At 65.0% G+C, this 26036-nt stretch carries 25 protein-coding genes and 1 riboswitch; of the genes, 17 read left to right on the top strand and 8 right to left on the bottom strand.

Going from position 1 to position 26036, the window contains the following annotated elements:
* Nucleotides 1-63: 63 nt before the first annotated feature.
* Together AK81_RS21475 and AK81_RS21470 are read right to left on the bottom strand one after the other, a co-directional pair.
* On the bottom strand, nt 64-426 hold the full coding sequence (locus AK81_RS21475) for a hypothetical protein (RefSeq protein ID WP_043202302.1): 363 nt from the start codon (nt 424-426) through the stop codon (nt 64-66).
* Nucleotides 423-800: a glyoxalase superfamily protein gene (locus AK81_RS21470; protein ID WP_043202300.1), complete on the bottom strand. Its 378-nt coding sequence runs from the start codon at nt 798-800 to the stop codon at nt 423-425. Before AK81_RS21470 ends, AK81_RS21475 begins: the two co-directional genes overlap by 4 nt.
* A 100-nt stretch (nt 801-900) precedes the next feature.
* Nucleotides 901-1117: riboswitch (cobalamin riboswitch) on the top strand.
* 100 nt (nt 1118-1217) lie between these two features.
* Here AK81_RS21470 and cobW point away from each other — a divergent pair.
* The 4 genes from cobW to AK81_RS21450 all read left to right on the top strand — a co-directional run bounded on the left by cobW (nt 1218) and on the right by AK81_RS21450 (nt 7742).
* Nucleotides 1218-2285, top strand: coding sequence for a cobalamin biosynthesis protein CobW (gene cobW, locus AK81_RS21465; RefSeq protein ID WP_043202298.1), 1068 nt, complete (start codon nt 1218-1220; stop codon nt 2283-2285).
* A 3-nt stretch (nt 2286-2288) separates the two neighbouring features.
* Nucleotides 2289-6050: a cobaltochelatase subunit CobN gene (cobN, locus tag AK81_RS21460; RefSeq protein WP_043202295.1), complete on the top strand. Its 3762-nt coding sequence runs from the start codon at nt 2289-2291 to the stop codon at nt 6048-6050.
* Between the two features lies 1 nt (nt 6051).
* Complete coding sequence (locus tag AK81_RS21455; RefSeq protein ID WP_043202292.1) at nt 6052-7074, top strand: ATP-binding protein; 1023 nt, start codon at nt 6052-6054, stop codon at nt 7072-7074.
* 101 nt (nt 7075-7175) lie between these two features.
* Entirely contained in the window at nt 7176-7742 is a 567-nt protein-coding gene (locus tag AK81_RS21450; protein ID WP_043202289.1) for a vWA domain-containing protein, read from the top strand.
* 106 nt (nt 7743-7848) lie between these two features.
* Here the strand turns inward: AK81_RS21450 and AK81_RS21445 are convergent, their stop codons facing one another.
* Complete coding sequence (locus AK81_RS21445; protein ID WP_043202286.1) at nt 7849-8115, bottom strand: hypothetical protein; 267 nt, start codon at nt 8113-8115, stop codon at nt 7849-7851.
* 341 nt (nt 8116-8456) lie between these two features.
* On the opposite strand from AK81_RS21445, the gene AK81_RS21440 reads away from it, so the two are divergent.
* Nucleotides 8457-9782 (top strand): sigma-54 dependent transcriptional regulator, encoded by a 1326-nt coding sequence (locus tag AK81_RS21440; RefSeq protein ID WP_043202284.1) that lies wholly within the window; start codon nt 8457-8459, stop codon nt 9780-9782.
* Between the two features lie 143 nt (nt 9783-9925).
* On the opposite strand, the gene AK81_RS21435 is transcribed toward AK81_RS21440, so the two are convergent.
* Nucleotides 9926-11926, bottom strand: coding sequence for a peptidase U32 family protein (locus tag AK81_RS21435; protein WP_043202283.1), 2001 nt, complete (start codon nt 11924-11926; stop codon nt 9926-9928).
* Nucleotides 11927-12191: 265 nt separating this feature from the next.
* The gene (locus tag AK81_RS21430) at nt 12192-12572 is read right to left on the bottom strand and encodes a RidA family protein (protein WP_043202280.1); all 381 of its coding nucleotides are present in this window, start codon (nt 12570-12572) and stop codon (nt 12192-12194) included.
* Nucleotides 12573-12709: 137 nt separating this feature from the next.
* On the opposite strand from AK81_RS21430, the gene AK81_RS21425 reads away from it, so the two are divergent.
* On the top strand, nt 12710-13402 hold the full coding sequence (locus AK81_RS21425) for a tRNA (adenine(22)-N(1))-methyltransferase (protein WP_043202279.1): 693 nt from the start codon (nt 12710-12712) through the stop codon (nt 13400-13402).
* Between the two features lies 1 nt (nt 13403).
* On the opposite strand, the gene AK81_RS21420 is transcribed toward AK81_RS21425, so the two are convergent.
* Nucleotides 13404-13664, bottom strand: a complete 261-nt coding sequence (locus tag AK81_RS21420; protein WP_043202277.1) for a DUF2790 domain-containing protein — start codon at nt 13662-13664, stop codon at nt 13404-13406.
* A 125-nt stretch (nt 13665-13789) separates the two neighbouring features.
* Between AK81_RS21420 and AK81_RS21415 the strand changes: the two genes are divergently transcribed.
* Nucleotides 13790-14722: a LysR family transcriptional regulator gene (locus AK81_RS21415; protein WP_043202274.1), complete on the top strand. Its 933-nt coding sequence runs from the start codon at nt 13790-13792 to the stop codon at nt 14720-14722.
* 139 nt (nt 14723-14861) lie between these two features.
* Here the strand turns inward: AK81_RS21415 and AK81_RS21410 are convergent, their stop codons facing one another.
* Nucleotides 14862-16013, bottom strand: a complete 1152-nt coding sequence (locus tag AK81_RS21410; protein WP_043202272.1) for an acyl-CoA dehydrogenase family protein — start codon at nt 16011-16013, stop codon at nt 14862-14864.
* A 16-nt stretch (nt 16014-16029) separates the two neighbouring features.
* Complete coding sequence (locus AK81_RS21405) at nt 16030-17100, bottom strand: enoyl-CoA hydratase/isomerase family protein (protein WP_043202269.1); 1071 nt, start codon at nt 17098-17100, stop codon at nt 16030-16032.
* A gap of 255 nt (nt 17101-17355) precedes the next feature.
* Between AK81_RS21405 and mdcA the strand changes: the two genes are divergently transcribed.
* The 10 genes from mdcA to AK81_RS21355 form a co-directional block, all read left to right on the top strand.
* Complete coding sequence (gene mdcA / locus AK81_RS21400; RefSeq protein ID WP_043202267.1) at nt 17356-19017, top strand: malonate decarboxylase subunit alpha; 1662 nt, start codon at nt 17356-17358, stop codon at nt 19015-19017.
* 104 nt (nt 19018-19121) lie between these two features.
* Nucleotides 19122-19973, top strand: a complete 852-nt coding sequence (locus AK81_RS21395) for a triphosphoribosyl-dephospho-CoA synthase (RefSeq protein ID WP_241496107.1) — start codon at nt 19122-19124, stop codon at nt 19971-19973.
* Between the two features lies 1 nt (nt 19974).
* Nucleotides 19975-20274 (top strand): malonate decarboxylase subunit delta, encoded by a 300-nt coding sequence (locus tag AK81_RS21390; RefSeq protein WP_028613842.1) that lies wholly within the window; start codon nt 19975-19977, stop codon nt 20272-20274.
* Nucleotides 20267-21115: a biotin-independent malonate decarboxylase subunit beta gene (locus AK81_RS21385; protein WP_043202261.1), complete on the top strand. Its 849-nt coding sequence runs from the start codon at nt 20267-20269 to the stop codon at nt 21113-21115. Before AK81_RS21390 ends, AK81_RS21385 begins: the two co-directional genes overlap by 8 nt.
* Nucleotides 21112-21903, top strand: a complete 792-nt coding sequence (gene mdcE, locus AK81_RS21380) for a biotin-independent malonate decarboxylase subunit gamma (RefSeq protein ID WP_043202260.1) — start codon at nt 21112-21114, stop codon at nt 21901-21903. The genes AK81_RS21385 and mdcE overlap by 4 nt, the downstream gene beginning before the upstream one ends.
* 1 nt (nt 21904) lies before the next feature.
* The gene (locus tag AK81_RS21375) at nt 21905-22519 is read left to right on the top strand and encodes a malonate decarboxylase holo-ACP synthase (RefSeq protein WP_043202257.1); all 615 of its coding nucleotides are present in this window, start codon (nt 21905-21907) and stop codon (nt 22517-22519) included.
* Complete coding sequence (gene mdcH / locus AK81_RS21370; RefSeq protein ID WP_043202254.1) at nt 22516-23436, top strand: malonate decarboxylase subunit epsilon; 921 nt, start codon at nt 22516-22518, stop codon at nt 23434-23436. The genes AK81_RS21375 and mdcH overlap by 4 nt, the downstream gene beginning before the upstream one ends.
* Before the next feature lie 231 nt (nt 23437-23667).
* On the top strand, nt 23668-24090 hold the full coding sequence (gene madL, locus AK81_RS21365) for a malonate transporter subunit MadL (protein WP_043202251.1): 423 nt from the start codon (nt 23668-23670) through the stop codon (nt 24088-24090).
* Nucleotides 24091-24092: 2 nt separating this feature from the next.
* On the top strand, nt 24093-24857 hold the full coding sequence (madM, locus tag AK81_RS21360; RefSeq protein WP_043202250.1) for a malonate transporter subunit MadM: 765 nt from the start codon (nt 24093-24095) through the stop codon (nt 24855-24857).
* A 144-nt stretch (nt 24858-25001) separates the two neighbouring features.
* The coding region (locus tag AK81_RS21355) for a hypothetical protein (protein ID WP_043202248.1) at nt 25002-26036 on the top strand (1035 nt) is incomplete at its 3' end.

Genomic DNA, 26036 nt, shown 5'->3' with positions numbered 1-26036 from the left:
ATTGGGGAATGCGTAGCCTAACCAACCGCCGGGGGCGGGTAAAGCACCGCCCGCCAGCTGGCCTCAGCGCTGCTTCTGCAAGCGCTTTGCCCAGTCGCCACCGTGGCCGTGTGCGCAGGCCTCTTCACTGTCAAAGCGCACATGCCAGGCAGGGTGATCCAGCTGGATGCCGGCGTGGTCCAGCGCCTGCCGGGTCAGCGCCAACATGCGCGCTTTCGCTTCGCCCGCCACGGCAGCAGCCTTGTCGGCCTCGTGCTCGAACACCCAGGTGATCCGCAGGCTGGCTGGGAAGTTCTCGGGGTCAAGGCGGTGGGTGAGCCAGGTGAAGCCGACGATCTGGGCCTTCGCGGTTTCGCAGGCGTCGGTCAGGCACGCCACCAGCTCGCGCTCCAGGCGGGCCATTTCGCGTTTGCCCAGCGCCTTCACGGCTTGGCCTCGTCATCGATCTGCTGGCAAAAGCGCAGGCGGTTGCCGAACGGGTCGCACACTTGCATCTGCAGGCCCCAGTCCAGGCGCTCGGCCTCGGGCCGGGCATAGCCGTACTGCTTGTCTTGCAGTTCACGCTCCAGCGCGCGCAGGTCGTCGGTGCGGGCGAACACGGTAGAGCCGGGGCAGGCATCACCATGGTGCTCGGAAAGGTGCAGGATCAGGCCGTCGCGGTGAATTTGCATGTACAGGGGCAGGTCCGGGCTGAAACGGTGCTCCCAGTCCAGGCGGAAGCCGAGGAAATCGAGGTAGAACTCCTTGGCCTTGTCGACCGAGAAGATGCGCAGTACCGGTATGGCGGGGGCGAGGGGCATGGGGCGTCCTTGACCGTGGGCAAAGGTGCCACTTTAGCGCAGTTGCACCCCTTGTGGTCGGCCAGCCCGCAGCAATGGTTGACCACCCGCCAGCCACTGCGTAGCCTTGCCACTTCGAGGTTCTTCGGCCAGGCCGAAGCTAAGACGGGAACGCGGTACAAGCCGCGGCTGCCCCCGCAACTGTAAGCACCGACAACGGATCGACACAGCCACTGCGCCAACGCGCGGGAAGGCGTCATCCCGCCAGCCCGCTGTTCAACTGAACGGGGAGATGGAACGGTGCAAGCCAGGAGACCTGCCTCGCAACGTTTTCGACTTTCAACCGGGCGGGGTGATCCGGTGGCGAACAAGCCCGGCCGACCTGGCCCGCGGCTGTCGTCCTGCATGCCCGCGCCACTCTGCCAAGGGCAATGCGACATGAAAACACTGGCCAAGCTCCCCGTTACCATCGTCACCGGCTTCCTCGGCTCGGGCAAGACCACCTTGCTGCGCCACATGCTCGACAACGCCCAGGGCCGCCGCATTGCGGTCATCGTCAACGAATTCGGCGAACTGGGCATCGACGGCGAAATCCTCAAGCAGTGCAGCATCGGTTGCACCGAAGAAGAAGCCAGCGGCCGCGTCTATGAACTGGCCAACGGCTGCCTGTGCTGCACCGTGCAGGAAGAGTTCTTCCCGGTCATGCGCGAGCTGGTGGCACGTCGTGGCGACCTGGACCACATCCTGATCGAAACCAGCGGCCTGGCCCTGCCCAAACCGCTGGTGCAAGCCTTCCAGTGGCCGGAAATCCGCAACGCCTGCACCGTCGACGCGGTCATCACCGTGGTCGACAGCCCGGCCGTGGCCGCCGGCACCTTCGCCGCCTACCCGGACCAGGTCGATGCCCAGCGCAAGCTCGACCCTAACCTGGACCACGAATCGCCACTGCACGAGCTGTTCGCCGACCAACTGGCCAGCGCCGACCTGGTGGTACTGAACAAGGCCGACCTGATCGACGCCGAAGGCCTGGCCAAGGTCCGCGCCGAAGTGGCCGAAGAACTACCGCCGGCAGTCAAGGTGGTCGAGGCCAGCAGCGGCAAGCTGCCACTGGAAGTGCTGCTGGGCGTGGGCGCCGAGTCCGAGGCACACATCGATGGCCGCCGTACCCACCACGATTCGCACCACGACGGCGATGATCATGACGACCATGACCATGACGCCTTCGACTCCATCTCCATCGACCTGCCCGAGGCTGACGAAAGCCTGCTGCTCGACGCCCTGACCCAGCTGGTGGTGGAGTTTGGCGTCCTGCGCGCCAAAGGCTTCGCTGCCATCCCGGGCAAGCCGATGCGCCTGCTGGTACAAGGCGTGGGTACCCGTTTCGACAAGCACTTCGACCGCGCCTGGCGTGCCGACGAGCCGCGCATCACCCGCCTGGTGCTGATCGGCCAGGAGCTCGATGCTGCCCAGCTGGAAGCGCGCCTGCGCCAGGCCTTGGGCGCCTGACCCATGCACTTGCTGCGGACCCAGCCCGGCGGCTTCGTGCCGGACGACAGTATTGCCGATCTCGGCCAGACACCCGCCGAACTGGTGATTCTCTGCAGCGGCGATTCGCACCTGGCATTGCTCGCCGATACCGCCGAGCAATTGCCTGAAGGCTTCCCCAGCCTGCGCCTGGCCAACCCGATGCAGGTGCAGAACCACGCTTCGGTCGACCTGTATGTCGACCAGGTGCTGCGCCATGCCAAGGTCATCCTGGTGTCGCTGCACGGCGGCGTCGGGTACTGGCGCTATGGCGTCGAGCAACTGGTCGAGCTGGCCGCCCGTGGCGTGCAGCTGATTCTGGTGCCGGGCGATGACCGCCCGGACCCGGAGCTGACCCGCCTGGGCACGGTGACGGGTGAGCAGGCCGAGCGCCTCTGGCACTACTTGCGCCAAGGCGGCAAGGCCAATGCCATCAACCTGTACAACTGCCTGGCCAACCAGTGGCTGGGCCGCGATTATGCCTGGGACGAGCCGCAACCTTTGCCGCGCACTGCCGTGTATCACCCGGCCAAGGGCAGCGTGGCGCTGGAGGACTGGTACCCGCACTGGCACCCGGATTACCCGGTGGCGCCGCTGCTGTTCTACCGCTCCCACTTGCAGGCGGCCAACACCGCGTTCATCGACGTGTTCTGCCAGCGCCTGCAGGCGGCTGGCTTGAACCCATTGCCGATCGCCGTGGCCAGCCTCAAGGAAAGCGCCTGCCTGGAGCAGGTCGAGGCCTGGCTGGACGAAGTCGGTGCCGAAGTGCTGGTCAATACCACCGGTTTTGCCCTGTCCAGCCCCGAACGGCCCAACCTGCGCCCGTTCCGCCGCGACATTCCGGTGCTGCAGGCCATCTGCGCGCAGGACAACCAGCCCGGCTGGGAAGCCAGCGAACAGGGGCTGGGTGCGCGCGACCTGGCCATGCACATCGCTTTGCCCGAACTGGACGGGCGCATCATCACCCGCCCGATCAGTTTCAAGGACATGGCCTGGCGCAGCGAGCGCAGCCAGTCCGACGTGGTGTGCTACCGCGCCCACCCCGAGCGCATGGACTTTGTCGCCGAACTGGCCCGCCGCTGGGTCGAACTGGCGCGCCTGCCACATGCCCAGAAACGCGTGGCCCTGGTGCTGGCCAACTACCCGACCCGCGACGGCCGCATTGGCAACGGCGTCGGCCTGGACACGCCCGCTGCCGCACTGAACATCCTCAAGGCGTTGCAAACCGAAGGCTATCCGCTGGCCGATTTGCCGGACAGCGGCACGCAACTGATTCACCAGCTGCTCGGCGGCGTGACCAACGACCTTGACCACCTCGACCAGCGCCCCTGCGCCCAGAGCCTGAGCCTGGCCGACTACCAGGCCGCCTTCGAGCGCCTGCCCGAGGCCAACCGCCAGGCAGTGCTGGAGCGCTGGGGGCCGCCCGAGCAGGACCCGATGCACCGCAGCGGCCGGCTGATGGTGGCCGGTTTGCGCTTTGGCCTGACCTTCGTCGGCATCCAGCCAGCCCGGGGCTACCAGGTAGACCCCAGCGCGGTGTACCACGACCCCGACCTGGTGCCGCCGCACGGCTACCTGGCGTTTCACTTCTGGCTACGCCATGCGTTCGCCGCCGACGCGGTGATCCACGTCGGCAAGCACGGCAACCTCGAATGGCTGCCCGGCAAGGGCGTCGGTTTGTCGGCGCAGTGCTGGCCGGACGCGCTGCTTGGCCCGCTGCCGAACATCTACCCGTTCATCGTCAACGACCCGGGCGAGGGCGCCCAGGCCAAGCGCCGTACTCAGGCGGTGATCATCGACCACCTGATGCCGCCGCTGACCCGTGCCGAAACCTACGGCCCGTTGCGCCATCTGGAGCAGCTGGCCGACGAGTTCTATGAAGCGCAGCTGCTCGACCCGCGGCGTGCCCGCGAGTTGCAGCGCGACATCCTCGAGCTGGTCAAGGTCAACCACATCGACCGCGAGCTGCAGCTGGAAGGGCAGCTGGACGATGCCGCCGTATGGCTGCCGCGCCTGGACACCTACCTGTGCGACCTCAAGGAATCGCAGATTCGCGATGGCCTGCATGTGTTTGGCCAGTCGCCAGAAGGGCGTCTGCGCCTGGATACGCTGCTGGCACTGTTGCGGGTCGAGCGTGGCGACGGCCGAGGCGGTAATGCCAGCCTGCTGCGGGCTTTGGCCAAGGCACTGGTGCCAGGCTTCGACCCGCTCGATTGCGAGCTTGGGCTGCCCTGGCAGGGCGCACGCCCCGAGCAGCTGCAGGCCATCAGCATTGAACCCTGGCGCACCTGCGGCGATACCCGCGAGCGCCTGGAGCTTTTGGCACAGCAGGTGATCGAGCAGGCGCTGGGCGGCACCCTGCAGCTGCCTGACCTGAGCGAATGGCAGCCGGTGCACGACGTGGTGCAGGCCTTGCGCGAAGCGGTGGCACCCAGCCTGGATGCCTGCGGTACTGCTGAAATGAACGGCCTGCTGGCGGCGCTGGCCGGGCGATTCGTGCCAGCCGGCCCCAGCGGAGCCCCCAGCCGTGGGCGCCTCGACGTGCTGCCCACTGGCCGTAACTTCTATACCGTGGACGTGCGCAACCTGCCCACCACCACGGCCTGGCGCCTGGGCTTCGCCTCGGCCAGCCTGATCCTCGAACGCCACCTGCAGGACCACGGCGACCACCTGCGTCAGCTTGGCCTGTCGGTGTGGGGCACTGCCACCATGCGTACCGGCGGCGACGACATCGCCCAGGCCATGGCGCTGATGGGCGTGCGGCCGGTGTGGGCCACCGGCAGCCAGCGCGTTGACGATTTTGAGATACTGCCGCTGAGCCTGCTCGACCGCCCGCGGGTGGATGTGACCTTGCGCGTTTCGGGCTTCTTCCGCGATGCCTTCGGCAACCTTATCCGGCTGTTCGACGCCGCCGTGCAGGCGGTGGCCGCGCTGGACGAGCCCGACGACCTCAACCCCTTGGCCGCCCGTGTACGCAGCGAGCGTGCCACGCTGCAAGCGCAAGGTGTAGGCGCCGAGCAGGCCGCGCGCCAGGCCGGCTGGCGGGTGTTCGGTGCCAAGCCCGGTGCGTATGGTGCCGGGGTGCAGAACGCCATCGACGGGCGCTTGTGGCACAGCCGCGACGACCTGGCCGAGGTCTACCTCAACCATGGCGGCTACGCCTACGGCGGCAGCGACGACGGCACCCCGGCCCGTGCCCAGTTCGCCCAGCGCCTGGCCAAGGTGCAGGCGGTGCTGCAGAACCAGGACAACCACGAGCACGACCTGCTCGATTCCAACGATTACTACCAGTTCCAGGGCGGCATGCTGGCGGCGTCGGAAACCTTGTCCGGGGCGACGGTGGCCAGCTATCACGGCGACCACAGCCAGGCAGACCGACCACGCATCCGTACCCTCAAGGAAGAGCTGAACCGGGTGATTCGTGCCCGCGCGCTCAACCCCAAGTGGATCGACGGGGTCAAGCGCCACGGCTACAAGGGCGCCTTCGAGATGGCGGCGACGGTCGACAACCTGTTTGCCTTCGATGCCACCACGCACCTGATCGACGACCATCATTACCAGGGGCTGGCCGATGCCTACGTGCTCGACCCGGCGACCCGCGATTTCATGCGCGAGCACAACCCCGAGGCCCTGCGCGACCTCACCGAGCGCCTGCTGGAGGCCCAGCAGCGCGGGCTGTGGCAGGCCCCGGGCGACTACCGCGAAGCCCTTGAGGAACAACTGCTCGACGGCGAGGAACAGGCTTGAAATGAGTGAACCCGTGCAATTTCCGCTGGCCGCCGTGGTCGGGGCCGACGACCTTAAGCTGGCGCTGTGCCTGACCGCCATCGACCCGAAAATCGGCGGTGTGCTGATCGAAGGGCCGCGTGGCATGGCCAAGAGCACCTTGGCCCGGGGCCTGGCCGACCTGCTTGGCGAGGGTCCGTTCGTCACCCTGCCACTCGGCGCCAGTGAAGAGCGGCTGGTCGGTACCCTCGACCTGAATGCCGCGCTGGGGCAGGGCAAGGCGGAGTTTTCCCCGGGCGTGCTGGCGCATGCCGACGGTGGCGTGCTGTATGTCGATGAGGTCAACCTGCTGCCCGACACGCTGGTCGACCTGTTGCTCGACGTGGCTGCCAGTGGCACCAACCGCATCGAGCGCGACGGCATCTCGCACCGGCACAGCGCCCGCTTCGTGCTGATCGGTACCATGAACCCGGAAGAGGGCGAACTGCGCCCGCAGTTGCTCGACCGTTTTGGTCTGAACGTGGCCCTGGAAGGCCTGCCCGAGCCTGAGGCCCGTCAGCAGATCATTCGCCGGCGCCTGGCCTTCGACAGCGACCCGCAGGCTTTCTGCACGCAATGGGCTGCGGCCCAGGCGCAGTTGCGCGAGCGCTGCCAGGCGGCGCGCCATGCCTTGGCCGGTATTGCCCTGGATGACCAGGCGCTGGCCTGGATTACCCAGCGCTGCTACGCCGCCGGCGTCGACGGCTTGCGCGCAGACCTGGTGTGGTTGCGTGCGGCACGCGCCCACTGTGCCTGGCGTGGTAGTGCGGCCATCGAAGAAGTGGATGTCGAAGCGGTGGCCGAATTTGCCCTGCGCCATCGCCGCCGCGTTGCGCCCCAGGCCAACCCGCCCTCGGCGCCCCAGCCGCCTGAGCAGCAGCCCGGCCAGCAAAGCGCTGGCAACGCTGGCGAACAAGGCGGGCAGGGTGACTGGGGGGCATTGCCGGCGCAACCCGTGGCCAGCGGCGCACGCCGCGAGGTACCCAACTGGGCAAAAAAGCCCTGAGCATCCCCCAATCAACTGCAAAAGGGGCGGATGCCAAAGCGGGCGCAGGCAAGCAGAGCGGTGCCAGCCGCGGCCGTGCACGCAGTGCGGCAAGCGGCCGGGTGGCCTGGCTGCCGACTTTGCTCAAAGGGCGGCCACGGCTACGCCAGGACCTGTGCTGGCAACAACGCCAGGCCAAACCGGCAGAGTTGTGGCTGGTGATCGTCGATGCTTCGGCCTCGACCCGCCGCCACCAGGCGCTGGCACACACCAAAGGGCTGCTGGCGGCATTGTTCGACCAGGCTTACCGGCAGCGCGCCCGCTTGGCCTTGCTGACCGCCAGCGGGCGCACACCGCAGTGGCAGCGCCACGGCCTGAAGGCTTCGGCGGCCTTGCAGCCCTGGCTGCAGGCCCTGGGCGCCGGTGGTGGCACACCGCTGATCGCCGCACTGGAACAGGCCCGGCAATGGCTACAGGCGCGCCAGCGCGCCCACCCGGATGAAACGGTACGCTGCCTGGTGTTTACCGATGGTCGCCTTCAGCACTGGAACGCCGTACCACCCATGCCCTGTACAACGTTGGTGGTGGACATGGAATTGGCGCCGGTGCGTGTTGGGCGCGCGCAACGCCTGGCCGAACAATTGCAGGCCGATTACCAGCACTTGCAGCAGTTCAAAGTCGTGGACTGAACAGTGTTGATGCGACACTGTGTCGCAAGAGTGAAAGTTGCGAGAATAGCAACTTTGCATTTGAACAAGTGCGTGGCATTGCACGCACTTGGCTTGCAAGGCGATATTACTTTGGCATCGACCACGGTTGCAGGTCGTAACCTTTTTCGCACAACTCGGCGCGCACTTCTTCGATCAGGCTGGCCCACTGGGCAGGGTCGGAGTAGGTGCTCGAAGACACTTGCTTGCTGCCAATGCGGGTGCTGGTCCGGTCGATCACTGCCAGGCTCAGCTCACCAGTACCGTTGGGTGCATCCCAGGCTACGCACTGGAAAGGTTCGAAGGCGTGGTCGGCGATCAGCAGTGCTTCGTTGACACGGAGCGGGGCATTCATGGTTCGGTCTCTCTATGGTCCCAAACATCGAAGTGATTCCGCGTTGCTTTAAAATCGCCTCAATAATCGCGAAGTGCAGCGCGGGGTTATGTGTACTGATGCTCGTTGTCCGGGGGCAAGTCACACATTAGATGTAAATTTTTTTGTCAGGCTTGAATCCGTTCTTTCCTGCGCCGCCATGTGATGTCGATAAAGTGCGAAAATTCCCGTGGCACTTTGTAAAAAAATGCGTCAGCAGACAGACGGTAGTGGGCACCGTCAACTTCGTTGCTACTGTTAAACGGGCGCCACAACTTGCTGTTTTACTTCATAAAACCAAAAACTGGCGCCAAGGATCGGTCATGCAACAGCCTGCCGCCCAACGTCGTTTGCTCATCGTCGACCCCTGCGATGACTGCCACCAATTGTTGCCTGGCCTGAGTAGCGCAGGCTGGGACGTGGACAGCTGCATGCTTGGTGCGGCGCTCGATCACCCTTGTGATGTGGGCCTGCTGCGCTTGCAGGCTTCGCACCTGAGGCACCCGGACGCGGTCAAGGACATGATCAAGCGCAGTAACACCGAATGGATCGCGGTGCTCAGCGCCGAACAGTTGCGCATGCCGGCCGTCGGCGATTTTGTCTGCGAATGGTTCTTCGACTTCCACACCCTGCCATTCGATGTCTCCCGCGTGCAGGTCACCCTTGGCCGGGCGTTCGGCATGGCGCGCCTGCGTGGCAAAGGCGCCGCCAAGGTGGACGAAGCGACCCACGAACTGCTCGGCGAAAGCCGGCCGATCCGCGAGTTGCGCAAGCTGCTGGGCAAGCTGGCGCCCACCGAGTCGCCGGTGCTGATCCGTGGTGAAAGCGGCACGGGCAAGGAACTGGTGGCCCGCACCCTGCATCGGCAGTCGCAACGCAGCGACCAGCCGTTCGTCGCCATCAACTGTGGGGCAATCCCCGAGCACCTGATCCAGTCCGAACTGTTCGGCCATGAGAAGGGCGCTTTCACCGGCGCCCATCAGCGCAAGACCGGGCGCATTGAAGCAGCCCATGGTGGCACGTTGTTCCTGGATGAAATCGGTGACCTGCCGCTGGAGTTACAGGCCAATCTGCTGCGTTTTCTACAAGAGAAGCACATCGAGCGGGTGGGCGGCAGCCAGCCGATTCCGGTGGATGCGCGGGTGTTGGCCGCAACCCACGTGGACCTTGAAAGAGCCATTGAGCAAGGGCGTTTTCGCGAAGACCTGTACTACCGCCTGAACGTGTTGCAGGTGGTGACCGCGCCCCTGCGCGACCGGCACGGCGACTTGTCGATGCTGGCCAGCCATTTTGCCCATTTCTACAGCCTGGAAACCGGTCGCCGGCCGCGTTCGTTCAGCGACCATGCGCTGGCGGCCATGGGCCGACATGACTGGCCGGGCAATGTGCGCGAGCTGGCCAACCGGGTGCGCCGTGGCCTGGTGCTGGCTGAAGGCAGGCAGATCGAGGCGCAGGACCTGGGCCTGCAGACGTTGGACCAGGGGCAGCAGCCCCTGGGCACGCTGGAAGAGTACAAGCAGCGGGCCGAGCGCCAGGCTTTGTGCGATGTGCTTAACCGGCACAGCGATAACATGAGCGTGGCGGCCAAAGTGCTGGGGATTTCGCGGCCGACGTTCTACCGCCTGCTGCATAAGCATCAGATCCGCTGATTGTGGGAGCAACTGTCTTGTTCAAAAGCTAAGAGCTTGCGTGATCACTGTGGGAGCGGGCGTGCCCGCGAACACCGGCGAAGCCGGTGCCATCCACCGCGCTCGGTTCTTCGCGGGCATGCCCGCTCCCACAGAGGTGATGATCAGTGCGGCGCGCGCACAATGGTCTTCAGCAGGTCTTCCGGGCTGATGTGCCCAACCACCTGGGCCACCGCGCTGCCAGGGGTTGGCAGGTCGATGATGTGGTTTTTCATCTTGCCGACCACGTGCATTTCGCACGGTTTGCAGTCGAACTTCAGGGTCAGCACTTCATCACCCTGAATCAGCTGCATCGGTGCCACCTTGGTGCGCACGCCAGTCACGCCCTTGGCCTGCTTGGGGCACAGGTTGAAGGAGAAGCGCAGGCAGTGCTTGGTGATCATCACCGGAACTTCACCGTGTTCTTCATGGGCCTCGTAGGCCGCGTCGATCAGCTGCACGCCGTGGCGGTGGTAGAAGTCGCGGGCCTTCTGGTTGTACACGTTGGCCAGGAACGACAGGTGCGACTCGGGGTACACCGGTGGCGGCGTGGTCTCGGCCTTGCGCCCGCCACGCGGGTGCGCCTTGATGCGCGCCTCGGTCAGCGCCTCGATGGCTTCACGGCGCAGGGCCTTGAGCTGCGAGTTGGGGATGAAGTACGCCTGCGGCGCGTCCAGCTCGATGCTGCTGGCGTGGTACATCGTGGTACCCAGCTGGCCGAGCAGGTCGTGCAACTGGTCCAGTGCCTGCTGCGGCTTGTTGGCCTCACCGAACGGGCCGTCCAGGGCCACCTGCACGCTGACGCCTTCCTCACTGCTGAGGGTAAGCATCAAGCGCTGCTCGCGCAGTACAGCATGCCATTCCACGCCAACCCGGCGCTCGGAGGAGGTGCGTTGCAGGGCCTGCTGCCAGTTGTGGTCGAGGTTGCGCGACAGCGGGTGGTTGGGCCGCAGCTTGTGCAGGCCTTCGGGCATTTCGTTGGGCTCGACGCGGTAGCGGTAGCGCTTATGGCCGTCTTCCTCGAACTCGCCACGGGGTTCGGCGATGTTGGCGCGGAAACCCACCACTTCACGTTTGAGCAGCACATTCAGGCCGTCGCCGTTGGTCAGTGGCACTTCGGTGAGGACTTGCATGTCACGCTTGCCGACTTTTTCCACCACACCCACCGGCAGGCCGGTGAAGGTAGGTGAGTCGAAGGCGCCGATGTCGACCTTGCGGTCGGTGACGAAGTAGTCGGTGCTGCCGCGGTGGAAGGTTTTATCCGGGTCGGGCAGGAAGAAGTGCTCGGTCCGGCCGCTGGACGCACGGGCATATTGCGGGCGGCCTTCGAGGATGGCGTCGAGCTCTTTGCGGTAGTGGGCGGTGATGTTCTTCACATAGCCCATGTCCTTGTAGCGGCCCTCGATCTTGAACGAGCGCACGCCGGCATCGACCAGGTCGGCCAGGTTGGCGGTCTGGTTGTTGTCCTTCATCGACAGCAGGTGCTTCTCGAACGCCACCACGCGGCCCTGGTCATCTTTCAGGGTGTAGGGCAGGCGGCAGGCCTGCGAGCAGTCGCCACGGTTGGCGCTTCGGCCAGTCTGCGCGTGGGAGATGTTGCACTGGCCGGAGAAGGCCACGCACAGCGCACCGTGGATGAAGAACTCGATGGCGGCGTCGGTTTCGGCGGCGATGGCGTGGATTTGCTGCAGGTTCAGCTCACGGGCCAGTACCAGTTGGGAGAAACCGGCCTGGTCGAGGAACTTGGCCCGCTCCAGGGTACGGATGTCGGTCTGGGTGCTGGCGTGCAGCTCGATCGGCGGGATGTCCAGCTCCATCACCCCCAGGTCCTGCACGATCAGCGCGTCGACGCCGGCGTCGTACAGCTGATGGATCAGCTTGCGTGCCGGTTCCAGCTCGTTGTCGTGGAGGATGGTGTTGATGGTGGTGAACACGCGCGCATGGTAGCGACGGGCGAACTCGACCAGTTCGGCAATCTCGCCCACTTCGTTGCAGGCGTTATGGCGTGCGCCAAAGCTTGGGCCGCCGATGTAGATGGCGTCAGCGCCGTGCAGGATCGCTTCACGGGCGATGGCCACGTCACGGGCAGGGCTGAGCAGTTCCAGGTGATTCTTTGGAAGGGACATGTCGTTATATTTTCGGGCTGCCACGGTTTAGGCGGGCATTGTAGCGGCGAAACGGGCTGGCGGCACCCTCGGGGTGCCGGGAGGTGCAAGTACGCGCACCTGTGGGAGCGGCCTTGCCGGGGCGCCGGACCGGTCGGATAGGGCCGCAGAGCGGCCCCGGCGGGTTTGCGGTTGAATCAAAGATCTTGGAGGCGCTGCGCACCCCAATCGCGACACAAGGCCGCTCCCACAGGCGATCCTGCAGGCCGCGCCTACAAAGCGAAGGTCAGCGCTTGGCGGCCATTGCGGTCACTTCGACGCGCATGCCTTCGAACGCCAGGGAGGCTACACCCACGGCCGCGCGAACGGGCCATGGCTTGCTGAAGAAGCGCTGGTACACCTCGTTGAACGCTGCGCGGTCAGCCATGTCGGTGAGGTAGATGGTCAGGTGCAGCACGCGGTCCATGCCGCTGCCGGCCTTTTCCAGCGCCACTTTCAGCGCCTCCAGGGTGCATTCGCTTTGCTCGACGATGCCGCCCAGCTCCAGGCTGCCATCAGCGTGGGTCGGAATCTGGGTGGTGACCAGCACGCCGTTGAACTCGGCGACGTCGGACGAAATCGACTCGGCGTCCGGGTCCGGGGTGTAGATGATGTCTGCATGTGCCATGGTGTGTTTTGCCTTGCTACGGAAGGAAAGCGGCAAGCCTACGCGAGCAGGCGGATCCGGTCGAGGGCGCCCAGGTGTTTGAAATACGCGGCGTTCACCGTCAGAATCGCGCCCCATTGCAAAGCCAGGGGCACACTTTGAACGAACAGACTTTGTCCAGGCGCCTGGAGCGCGTGGCTGCACATGTACCGCAGGGCGCGCGTTTGGCTGATATCGGCTCGGACCACGGCTACCTGCCGGTAGCGTTGATGCTGCGAGGTGTGATCGAGGCCGGGGTGGCGGGCGAGGTGGCGCAGACGCCGTTCGCCTCGGCACAGCGCAATGTGCGCAGAAACGGCCTGCAAGACCGGTTAACCGTGCGCCTGGCCGATGGCCTGGCGGCGGTCGAGCCGCAAGACCGCATCTCGGTGGTCAGCATCTGCGGCATGGGCGGCGACACCATGTGCGAGATCCTCGAGGCCGGCAAGCAGCGCCTCGGCGGCGTCACGCGCCTGGTGCTGCAGCCCAATGGCGGTGAGCGTGAGCTGCGCCAGTGGCTGGCGGGCAATGGTTACCAGATCGTCAGCGAAGAGCTGCTGCGGGAAAACCGCTTCGACTACGAAATCATCGTCGCCGAGCCGGGCAGGGTGGTGTATAGCGCTGAACAGCTGTACTTCGGCCCTGTGTTGATGCAGGAGAAAAGCGAGGCGTTTCTGGTCAAGTGGCGGCGCATGCTGCGGCAGAAGCAGCAGACCCTGACCAATTTCGAGCGGGCCCGCGACGCGGTGCCTCAGGCGAAAATCGACGATTTCAATCAGCAGGTGGGCTGGATCACCCAGGTACTGGCCTGACTCACTGCTGCGAGCAGTTGCCCATTTCGCGGTAGTCGATTTCGCGCTTCTGGCCCTGGTGGTCGACGTACACCATGTGTGCAGTGCCAATCTGGCAGTCGGCGGCGTTGCTGGCAGGGGTGATGGAGATGACCTTGGCCACATCCAGCGGCATGCCGTACTCATAATTGCTGCTGGTGGGCTGCGCACTGCCCGCATCGGCAAAGGCGCCGAACGAGGCGAGGGTGGCGGCAACAGCAAGGACAGCGATCGAACGTTTCATGACAGGCTCCTTTTCTTGAATGTATGACTAATGATGTATTCATTGGTCATACACAATAAATGGGCCAGTCCGTGATAGATTCCTGCCTGTAACGCAAGAATAAGACTGAACAAGGAGCACACCCCATGGACATGCTGCATGCCATGCGTACCTTCGCCCGTGTGGTGGAATGTGGCAGCTTCGCTGCGGCCGCCAATGCGTTGGATATTTCTGCCGCACAGGTTTCGCGCATCGTCGCCGAACTGGAAAACCAGCTGCAGACCCGCCTGCTGCACCGCACCACCCGGCGCCTGCGCATGAGCGAGGCGGGTGAGCGGTTTCTGGAGCGTGCGCGGCAGATCATGCTGCTGACTGAGGAGGCGGTGGGTGAAGCCCGGGGTGCGCACCTCACGCCTCGCGGCCATCTGCGTTTGCATTGCCCGCACGGCCTGGGCCTGTTGCTGATGCCGCTGGTGGCCGGCTACAACGCGCTGTGCCCGGAAGTGGTGATCGAGCTGACGCTGTCCCAGCGCAACCCTGACCCGCTGGCCGAAGGGCATGACGTGGTGATCACCGTGGACGGTGCGCTGCCGGACTCACAGCTGATTGCCGTCCCGCTGGGCAATATCTTCAGTATCCCCTGCGCAGCACCCAGTTATCTGGAGCGCCATGGCGTGCCTGAGCGCCCCGAGGACCTGCATGCGCACCGCTGCCTGCGCATGGCGTATCCCATGTATGAAGGCGACTGGGTATTCCCCCAGGGTGTGGACCAGTGCGTGATCGCACCGAGCGACAACTTCTCCACCAACGTTGCCGACGCCATGCTGGTGGCCAGTGAATTGGGCATGGGGATCGGCCTGCTACCGTTCTATACGGCCAGCCAGTCGATCGAGCAGGGGCGTTTGTGCAGGCTGCTGGCGCCGTACCGGCTGCGCGAGAGTGCGCTGTATGCGATGTACCCGTCGCGGCATTACCTGGATGCCAAGGTGCGCACCTGGATCGACTACCTCAAGGAGCAGCTGCCTGCGGTGTTCGAGGGGCATGCGAAGGTGGTGGATGATTCGCGGTACTGGCGATAGGCGACTACTGCTCCCGCAAGCCTGTCACTCATCCTGTGGGAGCGGGCATGCCCGCGAACACCGGCGAAGCCGGTGCCATCAATCGCGTTGCCTGATTCGCGGGCACGCCCGCTCCCACAGAGACCATGTCGCCGCGCGACTACAGGGGATAGTGCTTCAGCTCCCGCGCAATCAGCATCCGCTGGATCTCGCTCGACCCTTCATAGATCTGCGTAATCCGTGCATCGCGGTAATAGCGCTCCACCGGGTAATCCTCCAGGTAGCCATACCCGCCATGCACCTGGATCGCCATCGAGCACACCCGCTCAGCCATTTCCGATGCGAACAGCTTGGCCTGCGACGCCTCCGACAGGCACGGCTTGCCGGCACTGCGCAGGCGGGCGGCATGCAGGATCAGCAAGCGTGCGGCGTTCACCTGTACCTGCATGTCGGCCAGCAGGTTGGCGATGCTCTGGTGCTCGTTGATCGGCTTGCCGAATTGCACCCTGTCGCGCGAGTAGACCAGCGCCGCCTCGAACGCGGCGCGGGCGATGCCCAACGCCTGGGCGGCGATGCCGATACGGCCGCCTTCAAGGTTGGACAGGGCGATGGCCAGGCCCTTGCCACGCTCGCCAAGGAGGTTGGCAGCGGGGATGCGGCAATTGTCGAAGGTAACCGCGCAGGTGTCGGAGGCGCGGATGCCCATCTTGTGCTCGCTACGGTCGACCTTGAAGCCCGGGTTGTCGGTGGGCACCAGGAACGCCGACAAGCCCTTCTTGCCCAGCTCCGGGTCGGTCACCGCGAAGACGATGGCCAGGCCGGCGCGGCGGGCATTGCTGACGAATTGTTTGGCGCCATTGATCACCCACTCGCCATCGACCAGTTCGGCGCGGGTGCGCAGGTTGTGCGCCTCCGAGCCGGCCTGCGGCTCGGTCAGGCAGAAGCAGCCGATCACTTCGCCGCTGGCCAGGCGCGGCAGCCATTGCTGTTGTTGCTCGGCAGTGCCGTAGGCCAGCAGCGGGCCGCAGCCTACCGAGTTGTGAATGCTCATCATCGCCCCGGTGGCGCCGCACCCAGCGGCGATTTCTTCCACGGCCAGGGCGTAGGCGACGTAGTCGGTGTAGCTGCCGCCGAACTCCTCCGGGACCACCATGCCCAGCAGGCCCAGTTCGCCCATCTTGCGCACCACGCCGTCATCGATCCAGCCGGCCTTTTCCCAGGCCTGGGCGTGCGGGGCGATCTCGCCACGGGAAAAGTCCCGGGCCATGTCGCGGATCATGATCTGTTCTTCGCTCAGTTCCAGGTCTTGCATCTGTGTACTCCCGGGCTCACAGGCCTTCGAAGAATTGGTCAACCCGCTGCGGTTGCAGCGCGGCCAGGGTCGGCGGGTTCCAGCGAGGCTGTTTGTCCTTGTCGATGATCAGGGCGCGCACGCCTTCGATGATGTCGCCGTGCTGGAACCACTGGCGGTCCAGGTGCAGCTCCATGGCAAAGCAGTCTTCCAGCCCCAGCTGGCGACCGCGGCGCAACATCTCCAGGGTAACCGCCATGGCCAGCGGTGAGCGGCTTTCCAGCTGGTCGGCGACGGCCACGGCCCAGGCATGGCTGTCACCGATACTGACCGCACGCAATTGCTCGACCATGGCTTGCAGGTTGGGCAGGGCGAAGAAGTGGTCGATGACCGGGCGCAGTTTTTCCAGGGGGGCATCTTCCAGCGCCTGGGTGCCGAGTGTGGCCAGCAGGTTCTGCAGGTCCTTGAGCGGGTTGTCGCCAAAGCTCAGCTGGTCCAGGCCCTGGTCGAGGGCGGCGAGCTGGTCACTGGCCAGGTACCAGTCGGCCAGGCCGCAGTACAGGGCGTCGGCCGCCTGGATCTGGGTGCCGCTGACGCCCAGGTAGATGCCCAGCTCGCCGGGGATGCGTGACAGGAAGTAGCTGCCGCCGACGTCGGGGAAGTAGCCGATACCGACCTCGGGCATGCCCAGGCGGCTGCGCTCGGTGACCACACGCAGGTCGCAGCCCTGGGCCAGGCCCATGCCGCCGCCAAGGGTGAAGCCGTCCATCAGCACCAGCACGGGCTTGCGGTAGCGGTGGATGACCAGGTCGAGGGCGTACTCCTCGACGAAGAACGTTTCATGCAGCGTGTCGCCAGCTTTGAAACTGTCGTGCAGCGAACGGATATCGCCCCCGGCACAGAAGCCCTTGGGGCCTTCGCCGCGCAGCACCACGGCGCGCACTTGCGGGTCTTCGGCCCACTGGTCCAGGTGCTGGCGCAGGCTGCGGACCATGTCCAGGGTCAGGGCATTGAGGCCGGCGGGGCGGTTCAGGGTCAGGTGGCCGACCTGGTTGCGGACCTCGGCCCGTACATGATCGGTTGCCGAGGTATTAGCGTGCGCAGTCATTGCGTTCTCCCTGCTTTGTTATTGATTTTCCAAGTGAAGTCTGGAGTTCGCTGGAGGATCGCCGGATCCTGTCATGCGAATTTGCCTTGCACAATCGACAATTATGCAGGGGCATCGTGCATTTTTGCTTTAGGCCACTGATCCGGCTGGGCAATTCATTAACCTGACCGTAACGAACGCGCCGGTAGCTTGATTGATCCGCCAGGCTGCGCAGCCCTAAGGTGACCTCCACGACAGCGAACCTGTGGAGCCACCATGACAATAACTCAGAATCCACCGCCGCAATGGTCGCGGCGGCGCGCCGAAAAGCAGCGCCGCCTCGATCGGGTTCGTCACCTCGCCGACGGCGTGGTGCTGCCCACCGAACGTATCGTCGAAGCCCTCGAACTGCTGCTGGCCCCCGGCGACCGGGTGGTACTGGAAGGCAACAATCAGAAGCAGGCCGACTTCCTTTCGCGCTCGCTGGCCAAGGTCGACCCTGGGCGCCTGCACGACTTGCACATGATCATGCCCAGCGTCAGCCGCGCCGAGCACCTGGACCTGTTCGAGCGTGGCATCGCCCGCAAGCTCGACTTCTCCTTCGCCGGCCCACAGAGCCTGCGCATCAGCCAGTTGCTGGAAGATGGCCTGCTCGAAGTCGGTGCCATCCACACCTATATCGAACTGTACTCGCGGCTGCTGGTCGACCTGATCCCCAACGTCACCCTGGTGGCCGGCTTCATGGCCGACCGCGACGGCAACCTGTACACCGGCCCCAGCACCGAAGACACCCCGGCGCTGGTGGAGCCGGCCGCGTTCAGCGACGGTATCGTCATCGCTCAGGTCAACCAACTGGTGGACCGCGTGGATGACCTGCCACGGGTCGATATTCCGGCGTCCTGGGTCGATTTTGTGGTGGTCGCCGACCAGCCCTTTTATATAGAACCGCTGTTCACCCGCGACCCGCGCCACATCAAGCCGGTGCATGTGCTGATGGCGATGATGGCCATTCGCGGCATCTACGAAAAACACCAGGTGCAGTCGCTGAACCATGGCATCGGCTTCAATACCGCCGCTATTGAGCTGATCTTGCCCACCTACGGCGAGTCTCTGGGCCTGAAGGGCAAGATCTGCCGCAACTGGACGCTCAACCCGCACCCGACCCTGATCCCGGCCATCGAGACCGGCTGGGTGCAAAGCGTGCACTGCTTCGGCACCGAGCTGGGCATGGAGGACTACATCGCCCAGCGCCCGGACGTGTTCTTCACCGGCCGCGATGGCTCGCTGCGCTCCAACCGCATGATGTGCCAGCTGGCGGGGCAATACGCCGTCGACCTGTTCATCGGCGCCACCTTGCAAGTGGATGGCGATGGCCATTCCTCGACCGTTACCCGCGGCCGCCTGGCCGGCTTTGGCGGTGCGCCGAACATGGGCCACGACCCGCGTGGCCGGCGCCACGCGACCCCGGCCTGGCTCGACATGACCGTGCCGGAAACCCTGCTGGAGCGCGGGCGCAAGCTGGTGGTGCAAATGGTCGAGACGTACCAGGAAGGCGGCAAGCCCACCTTCGTGGAAACCCTCGATGCCGTTGAAGTGGCCAGGAAGGCCGGCATGCCGCTGGCGCCGGTGATGATCTACGGCGATGACGTTACTCACCTGCTGACCGAGGAGGGCATTGCCTATCTGTACAAGGCTCGCAGCCTGGAAGAACGCCAGCAGATGATCGCCGCCGTGGCCGGGGTGACCGCCATCGGCCTGCGCCACGACCCGAAAGACACCCTGCGCATGCGCCAGCAAGGCCTGATCGCCTTGCCCGAAGACCTCGGCATCCGCCGCACCGACGCCAGCCGTGAGCTGCTGGCCGCACGCAGCATTGCCGACCTGGTCGAGTGGTCCGGCGGCCTCTACAACCCGCCTGCACGGTTCAGGAGCTGGTGATGAACGTACTCGACTTGCAACCGCATGTGCAGCTTCGCGAGCACGCTCGCTCCCACAGGGTCACTGCTGAAGTTGATACTGTTGCGATCCCTGTGGGAGCGGGCATGCCCGCGAAGAGGCCCGCCCAGGCAACCGAAATCCCCCTGGCCGACCACCTAGCCGACCTGGCAGTAGAAGCCCTGATCGACGAAGCCGACCTGTCCCCCAAACCCGGCCTGGTCGACCGCCGCAGCAACGGCGCCCACCCCGACATGTCGCTGCCCATGATGCACGCTTCGGCTCTTTCGCTGTGGCCATGCCTGCGGCAAATGGCCGACGCAGCCCAAAGCTTCGGCGAAATCAGCCAGCCCCTGCGCGCCTCACTCGGCCAGCTCGGCCGCGAAGGGGAGGCCGCCATGCTCGCCACCACCGGGGGGGTAAACACTCACCGCGGCGCAATCTGGGCCCTCGGCCTGCTGGTAGCGGCAACGGCCCTCGATCCCCTTGCAGACGCCAGCACCCTGGCCGCCCGCGCCGGGCGCATCGCCTTACTGGACGACCTGGCCATGGGCGCACAAGACAGCCACGGCCAGCAGGTACGCCACCGCTACGGCACCGGCGGCGCCCGCGAACAGGCACAACAAGGCTTCCCCGCCGTCATCGGCCACGGCCTGCCACAGCTGCAACGCAGCCGCGCCGCCGGGGCCAGCGAGCCGCACGCGCGGCTAGATGCGTTACTGGCGATCATGGCCGTGCTCAGCGACACCTGCGTGCTCTGGCGCAGCGGCCCGGCCGGGCTGGCTGCCGTCCAGCAGGGTGCCCACGCCGTACTTGCCGAAGGCGGCAGCGCCACACTGGCAGGGCGCCGACAACTGCGCCAGCTGGACCAGCAACTGTTGCACCTGAATGCCTCACCGGGCGGCGCCGCCGACTTGCTCGCCGCCTGCCTGTTCCTCGACAAAGCCGGGAGCCTGTGACATGGAAACCTTGAATTTTCAATTCCCCGCCGCCGAACCGGGCCGCGGCCGCACGCTGGTGGGCTGCGTCAGCTCCGGCGACCTCGAAGTGCTGATCGAACCCGGCACTGCCGGCAGCCTGCACATTCAGGTAGTGACTTCGGTCAACGGCAGCGGCGCCCGCTGGGCGCAACTGTTCCAGCGCCTGTTCGAGGGCCGCGCCTGGCCGGCCGTGAACATCGACATCCATGACTTCGGCGCCACCCCGGGCGTGGTGCGCCTGCGCCTTGAGCAAGGCTTCGAGGAGATTGCCCATGACTGACACCGAACGCTTGCTGCGCAGCCGCAGCTTTGTCGAACTGGGCGCCCGCCAGCGCGCCCGCGCCGTGCTCGACCCGGGCAGCTTCCGTGAACTGCTCGGCCCGTTCGACCGGCTGATGTCGCCGTGGCTGCCGCGCCAGGGCATCGTGCCGCAGGCCGATGATGGTGTGGTTATCGCCAAGGGCCGGCTGAACGGGCGCCATGCCGTGGTTGCCGCCATCGAAGGCGGCTTCCAGGGTGGCAGCATGGGCGAGGTGGGTGGTGCCAAGATCGCTGGTGCCTTGGAACTGGCCATCGAAGATAACCGTAATGGCATCCCCACTTGCGCCGTGTTGCTGCTGGAAACCGGTGGCGTGCGCCTGCAGGAAGCCAACCTGGGCCTGGCGGCGATTGCCGAAATCCAGGCGGCGATTGTCGAACTTCGGGCCTTGCAGCCGGTGATCGGCTTGATCGCAGGCTCGGTGGGCTGCTTTGGCGGCATGTCCATCGCCGCAGGCCTGTGCAGCCACCTGCTGGTTACCCGCGAGGCGCGCCTGGGCCTGAACGGCCCGCAGGTGATCGAGCAGGAGGCCGGCATCGGCGAATACGACGCCAAGGACCGCCCCTTCATCTGGAGCTTGACCGGTGGCGAGCAACGCCACGCCAGCGGGTTGGTGGACGGCTATGTGGCCGATGACATCGATGCGCTGCGCGAACGCTTGCTGCAACTGCTCGACGCACCCTCCAGAGACCGCGCCAGCCAGCACAAGTGGTTCCTCGACCGCCTGGCCCGGCTGGGCGATGACTGCCCGCAACTGGATGCCGCCGCGGTGCGCGCCCTTTATCAAGGAGAAGCCCAATGAACCGTGCCTTGAACTGGCTGCCGGGCCTCGCAGGCGGGCAAGCCTTGCCAGGCTACCCCGCGTCGTTGCGGGTGATCGACGGCGAACTGGACAACCGTCCGGCGCGTTTCATTGCCGTGGTACCTGATGCCGACAATCCCTTCCCCCGGGCCCGCTCGGGCGAGGTCGGCCTGCTGGAAGGCTGGGGCTTGGCCAATGCGGTGAGCGAAGCGGTGGAAGCTGATCGCAATGGGCAGAAGCGGGCCATTGTCGCGGTGATCGATGTGCCCAGCCAGGCCTATGGCCGCCGCGAAGAAGCGTTGGGCATTCACCAGGCATTGGCCGGTGCCGTGCAGGCCTACGCCGAGGCGCGGTTGGCCGGGCACCCGGTGATCGGTCTGCTGGTCGGCAAGGCCATGTCCGGCGCCTTCCTGGCCCACGGCTACCAGGCCCAGCGCCTGATCGCCCTGGACGATGCCGGGGTCATGGTGCACGCCATGGGCAAGGCGGCTGCGGCGCGGATTACCCTGCGCAGCGTCGAGCAACTGGAGGCCCTTGCCGCTGAAGTGCCGCCTATGGCCTACGACCTGGCCAGCTACGCCTCGCTGGGTTTGCTGTGGCGCCGCCTGACAGTGGATAACGCCGAGGCACCGAGCAGCGCCGACATTGCCCTGGTGCGTGCGTGCCTGGCGGACGCGGTGCGTGATATTGGTAGCTCGACCGACCTGTCGTCGCGGCTGGCGGGGGAAAACCGCAGTGCCTCGCGCCAGGTACGCGAACAGCTGCGCCGCCAGTGGCAGGGTGCCTGAGATGAACGCGCCAAGGCCGCACGACTTGCTGTGGGGGATGCCCGTGGCGGGCCTGCCCGCTGATGCACCGCAGTGGGCGCAGGATGTGCTGGCAAGCGGTCGGCCAGTGGTGGTGCGCCGTGCCACCTGCGAGGACGGCTGGGTGGCGGTAGGGCTGCGTGGGCTAGGCCGGGCGCAGCGGTTGGGTGCGTTGATGCGCCTGGCCGATGTCCAGCGTCAGCAAGGCCCCGAAGCGCTGCGCGTGGACGTAAAAAGCCCATGGCCTGCGTTGCAGGCACTGGCCTCGGTCACCCCGGTATTGCAGGCCAGCGGCCTGTCCTGGGGGCCGACGGGTGGGGTGGGGTACCAGATTGCGACCGGCATTGAAGTGGTACATGCCGACAGTGACCTGGACCTGCTGCTGCGTACGCCACAACCGCTGGCCCGCGCCCAGGCGCGGGAGATGCTGGATATTCTCGACTGCGCGCCGTGCCGCATCGATGTGCAGCTGGAAACCCCGGCGGGTGCCATTGCCTTGCGTGAATGGGCCGGTTTTGCCCGCCGCGTGCTGCTCAAGTCGCCTGATGGCCCGTGCCTGGTCAGCGACCCTTGGGCGGTGATGGAGTGTGCCGCATGAGCAGCCTGTTCGCCTTCCCCGGCCAGGGCGCCCAGCAGGTGGGCATGCTGCAACGTCTGCCCGAGGGGGCTGGACAGCTGCTGGAGGAGGCCAGCGATACACTCGGCCAACCTGCATTGGCGCTGGATAGCCAGCACGCGTTGCAGTCTACCCGCGCTGTTCAGCTGTGCCTGCTGCTGAGCGGCGTGGCCTGGGCCCGCTGGCTGATGCAGCGCAGCCCCGCGCCGGATTACGTGGCGGGCTTGTCGATTGGCGCCTATCCAGCGGCGGTTACGGCGGGCGCCCTGGGGTTTGCCGATGCCGTGCGCCTGGTCGCCCTGCGTGGCGATCTGATGCAGCGCGCCTATCCGCAAGGCTACGGCATGACAGCCCTCAGCGGCCTGGACCTTGCCAGTGTCGAGTGTTTGCTGAGCGAGGTGGGGGGCGAGGTGCATGTCGCCAACCTCAACAGCGAAAACCAGATCGTCATCGCCGGTAGCGATACCGCGATGGCTGCGGTCGCTGCCCGGGCTCGCCGCCAAGGCCAGGGTGTGGCCCGACGCCTGGCGGTCAGCGTGCCGTCGCATTGCCCGTTGCTTGATGGCCCGGCAGCGGAACTGGCCAGTGCCTTCGCCACGGTAGAGTTGCAGCGCCCACGCATTACCTACCTCAGCGGCAGCAGCGCGCGCCCTGTGTTCGACCCACAGCGCCTGCGCGACGACCTGGCTGGCAACATGGCCAGGGTGGTCGACTGGCGCGCAACGTTGCGCAACGCCTTTGAACGCGGCGTGCGCCTGCACCTGGAAATACCGCCCGGCAGCGTGCTCAGCGGGCTGGCCCGGCCAGTGTTCGAGCAGGGCAGGGTGGTGGCCGTGGAAGGTACCCGTTGGGACACCCTGGATGCGCTGCTGCGCCAGGAGGTGGCCGGCGACCGATGATGTCAGTTGGCAGACGCTGTCATTTTGGGAACTGTCTTGTTTTGAATCTTGAAGCTTGCGCGACCTCTGTGGGAGCGGGCGAGCCCGCGAACACGGGCGAAGCCCGTGCCATCCACCGAGGCGCCTGCTTCGCGGGCACGCCCGCTCCCACAATGACCGTGAAGGCCGCATCAATGTGTGTTTACGAAGAACAACAACAAGCAACTTCGACACTACCTGAGGACAACAATAATGATCATCTATGGTGTGGCACTGCTGGCGGTCTGCACACTTGCCGGCGTCGTCGTCGGCGACTTCCTGGGCGTGCTGCTGGGCGTCAAATCCAATGTGGGCGGGGTCGGCATCGCCATGATCCTGCTGATCTGCGCACGGCTGTACATGCACCGCAACGGTGGCATGAGCAAGGAGTGTGAGTTTGGCGTGGGCTTCTGGGGCGCCATGTATATCCCGGTGGTGGTGGCCATGGCCGCCCAGCAGAATGTGGTCACTGCTCTGCACGGCGGGCCGGTAGCGCTGCTGGCGGCAGTGGGCGCGGTGCTGGTGTGCGGCGCGACCATCGCCCTGATCAGCCGCAGCCACCGCGGTGAACCTTTGCCCGCGCTTGAACCCACCCCGGAAACCCGCGCGCAGGTTGCCCCTGCAGGAGGTCGTTGAACATGTGGCCGATCATTGAAAATGCCCTGGAACACAACGGCCTGATCACTGCCTTTGCAGTGGTGGGCGCAATCATGTGGTTGTCGGTTGTACTGTCGAAATACCTCACCTTCGGCCGGGTGCACGGCTCGGCCATCGCCATCGTCATCGGCCTGGTGCTGGCCTGGGTAGGCGGCACCGTGACGGGCGGGCAGAAAGGCCTGGCCGACATGGCGCTGTTCTCCGGTATCGGCCTGATGGGCGGGGCCATGCTGCGGGACTTCGCCATTGTTGCCACAGCCTTCGAGGTGCAGGCCACCGAAGCGCGCAAAGCCGGGATGATTGGCCTGGTGGCGCTGTTGCTGGGTACGGTGCTGCCGTTCATTGTCGGCGCAGCAGTGGCCTATGCCTTCGGCTACCGCGATGCGGTGAGCATGACCACCATCGGCGCGGGTGCGGTGACCTATATCGTCGGGCCGGTGACCGGTGCGGCGCTGGGTGCAAGTTCGGACGTGATGGCCCTGTCGATTGCCACCGGGCTGATCAAGGCGATCCTGGTGATGGTGTTCACCCCGGTGTCGGCGCGCCTGCTGGCGCTGGACAACCCGCGTTCGGCGATGGTGTTCGGCGGGTTGGCAGGGACAGTGTCGGGGGTAACGGCGGGGCTGGCGGCAACCGATCGTCGGCTGGTCCCGTATGGCGCGCTGACGGCCACTTTCCATACCGGATTGGGCTGCCTGATGGGGCCATCGATCCTGTACTTCTGTGTGCGAGGCCTGATTGGCTAGTGCTTTTACCCACGTATTTGAATAGCCATCAACTATCAAAATTGACAGTATCTCATAAGGGCAGAACCTGCTGTTATAGATGTTGGGCGATGGCAAATTGAAAAAGCGCCAGGTGAAGTCAACGCTGATCAGAAGGTGGTTTATATGTCACATGAGCCAATTGATGCCACGGTTTTACAGAATACCTTCGCAGTAAAATGCTGGTTCATTCAATTCTATTTCAATCACGGCTGGGAAAAGGCTTTCGAAAGACAAGGCTGGCAGTCTACAGACGATAACGGCAGCGTCTGGCAACTTCGAAGGCTTGTCGACAATCATTGGGAAGGTGTGTTCCTGTCATTAGGTTTTCCAAGGTTGTCTTATTCCGGTAACGGCACGAACGACGAGTTGCGAGTACGCCGAAATATACTGGGGGGGCTTGTTCGGGTTCAAGCGTCTGAACACGCCAGCATGGCGGGACGGCAGGTCAGAAGGGTGGCCGTTGAAGCGAGTAACGGCGATCAGTTTTTCGACATGAAGGTGCGTGCCGGTCTGCAAGCACATTTGGAGTACAGCGCCTCGGATGGATACTTGCGATTGCAGTGGGGCAGCCCGGGGGAATTCGAGTTCTCCAGTGGGCTTGGCGATGTGAAAGAGATATTGAAGGAACATTACAACAGAGAGCGAACGATGTTGCTTCACAAACTCAAAGCGCCATTTAATAATAAATTGCGCGATGTACGCATCAACATGCAAGCGCTGCCGGATAACAATGCCCAGTATATGGTCTTCGGCGTTCTTCCTAAGGCGGGTGCCGGGCCTGTTGTTCCAGCCAGCTATCCACGCAGCATAGCGTACAACGTCATGCTTGGGTTCAGTGATACTGTCTTTACAAACCTGAATCTAGGACTGCCACCTGTCGACAAAAACTGGGTGTTAAGCCTCTTCTTGCCCGCTGATACCTGGCATTGCATCAGTCGCCCCGAGAAGTATGAAGCGAATTTTTATAGTTGCGGGTACGGTTCTGGCCCCGCCTCGGCCGTAGCGTCCGAGTCCGCAGCTCCTTCTGCTGCACTGCAGATCGCTCCACTCTCGCAGGTGTTTGCTACCGGAGCTCAGCGCATTTTGCTAACACTTGCACCTGCTGCCGCCAATGCTCAATGGGTACTTGAGGGGGAGGCGCGGGGGGTACTTGAGAAG

Source organism: Pseudomonas putida W15Oct28, assembly GCF_000708715.2.
Lineage (GTDB): Bacteria > Pseudomonadota > Gammaproteobacteria > Pseudomonadales > Pseudomonadaceae > Aquipseudomonas > Aquipseudomonas putida_R.
Note: the sequence above shows the minus strand (reverse complement) of the source record. Positions and strands in the feature narration are given on the sequence as shown.

What these genes read in the sequence shown, in the direction of transcription:
- AK81_RS21470 (WP_043202300.1), bottom strand. Translation starts at nt 800, where the DNA reads ATGCCCCTCGCCCCCGCCATACCGGTACTGCGCATCTTCTCGGTCGAC.
- cobW (WP_043202298.1), top strand. Translation starts at nt 1,218, where the DNA reads ATGAAAACACTGGCCAAGCTCCCCGTTACCATCGTCACCGGCTTCCTC.
- cobN (WP_043202295.1), top strand. Translation starts at nt 2,289, where the DNA reads ATGCACTTGCTGCGGACCCAGCCCGGCGGCTTCGTGCCGGACGACAGT.
- AK81_RS21455 (WP_043202292.1), top strand. Translation starts at nt 6,052, where the DNA reads ATGAGTGAACCCGTGCAATTTCCGCTGGCCGCCGTGGTCGGGGCCGAC.
- AK81_RS21445 (WP_043202286.1), bottom strand. Translation starts at nt 8,115, where the DNA reads ATGAATGCCCCGCTCCGTGTCAACGAAGCACTGCTGATCGCCGACCAC.
- AK81_RS21440 (WP_043202284.1), top strand. Translation starts at nt 8,457, where the DNA reads ATGCAACAGCCTGCCGCCCAACGTCGTTTGCTCATCGTCGACCCCTGC.
- AK81_RS21435 (WP_043202283.1), bottom strand. Translation starts at nt 11,926, where the DNA reads ATGTCCCTTCCAAAGAATCACCTGGAACTGCTCAGCCCTGCCCGTGAC.
- AK81_RS21430 (WP_043202280.1), bottom strand. Translation starts at nt 12,572, where the DNA reads ATGGCACATGCAGACATCATCTACACCCCGGACCCGGACGCCGAGTCG.
- AK81_RS21420 (WP_043202277.1), bottom strand. Translation starts at nt 13,664, where the DNA reads ATGAAACGTTCGATCGCTGTCCTTGCTGTTGCCGCCACCCTCGCCTCG.
- AK81_RS21415 (WP_043202274.1), top strand. Translation starts at nt 13,790, where the DNA reads ATGGACATGCTGCATGCCATGCGTACCTTCGCCCGTGTGGTGGAATGT.
- AK81_RS21410 (WP_043202272.1), bottom strand. Translation starts at nt 16,013, where the DNA reads ATGCAAGACCTGGAACTGAGCGAAGAACAGATCATGATCCGCGACATG.
- AK81_RS21405 (WP_043202269.1), bottom strand. Translation starts at nt 17,100, where the DNA reads ATGACTGCGCACGCTAATACCTCGGCAACCGATCATGTACGGGCCGAG.
- mdcA (WP_043202267.1), top strand. Translation starts at nt 17,356, where the DNA reads ATGACAATAACTCAGAATCCACCGCCGCAATGGTCGCGGCGGCGCGCC.
- AK81_RS21395 (WP_241496107.1), top strand. Translation starts at nt 19,122, where the DNA reads ATGCCCGCGAAGAGGCCCGCCCAGGCAACCGAAATCCCCCTGGCCGAC.
- AK81_RS21390 (WP_028613842.1), top strand. Translation starts at nt 19,975, where the DNA reads ATGGAAACCTTGAATTTTCAATTCCCCGCCGCCGAACCGGGCCGCGGC.
- AK81_RS21385 (WP_043202261.1), top strand. Translation starts at nt 20,267, where the DNA reads ATGACTGACACCGAACGCTTGCTGCGCAGCCGCAGCTTTGTCGAACTG.
- mdcE (WP_043202260.1), top strand. Translation starts at nt 21,112, where the DNA reads ATGAACCGTGCCTTGAACTGGCTGCCGGGCCTCGCAGGCGGGCAAGCC.
- AK81_RS21375 (WP_043202257.1), top strand. Translation starts at nt 21,905, where the DNA reads ATGAACGCGCCAAGGCCGCACGACTTGCTGTGGGGGATGCCCGTGGCG.
- mdcH (WP_043202254.1), top strand. Translation starts at nt 22,516, where the DNA reads ATGAGCAGCCTGTTCGCCTTCCCCGGCCAGGGCGCCCAGCAGGTGGGC.
- madL (WP_043202251.1), top strand. Translation starts at nt 23,668, where the DNA reads ATGATCATCTATGGTGTGGCACTGCTGGCGGTCTGCACACTTGCCGGC.
- madM (WP_043202250.1), top strand. Translation starts at nt 24,093, where the DNA reads ATGTGGCCGATCATTGAAAATGCCCTGGAACACAACGGCCTGATCACT.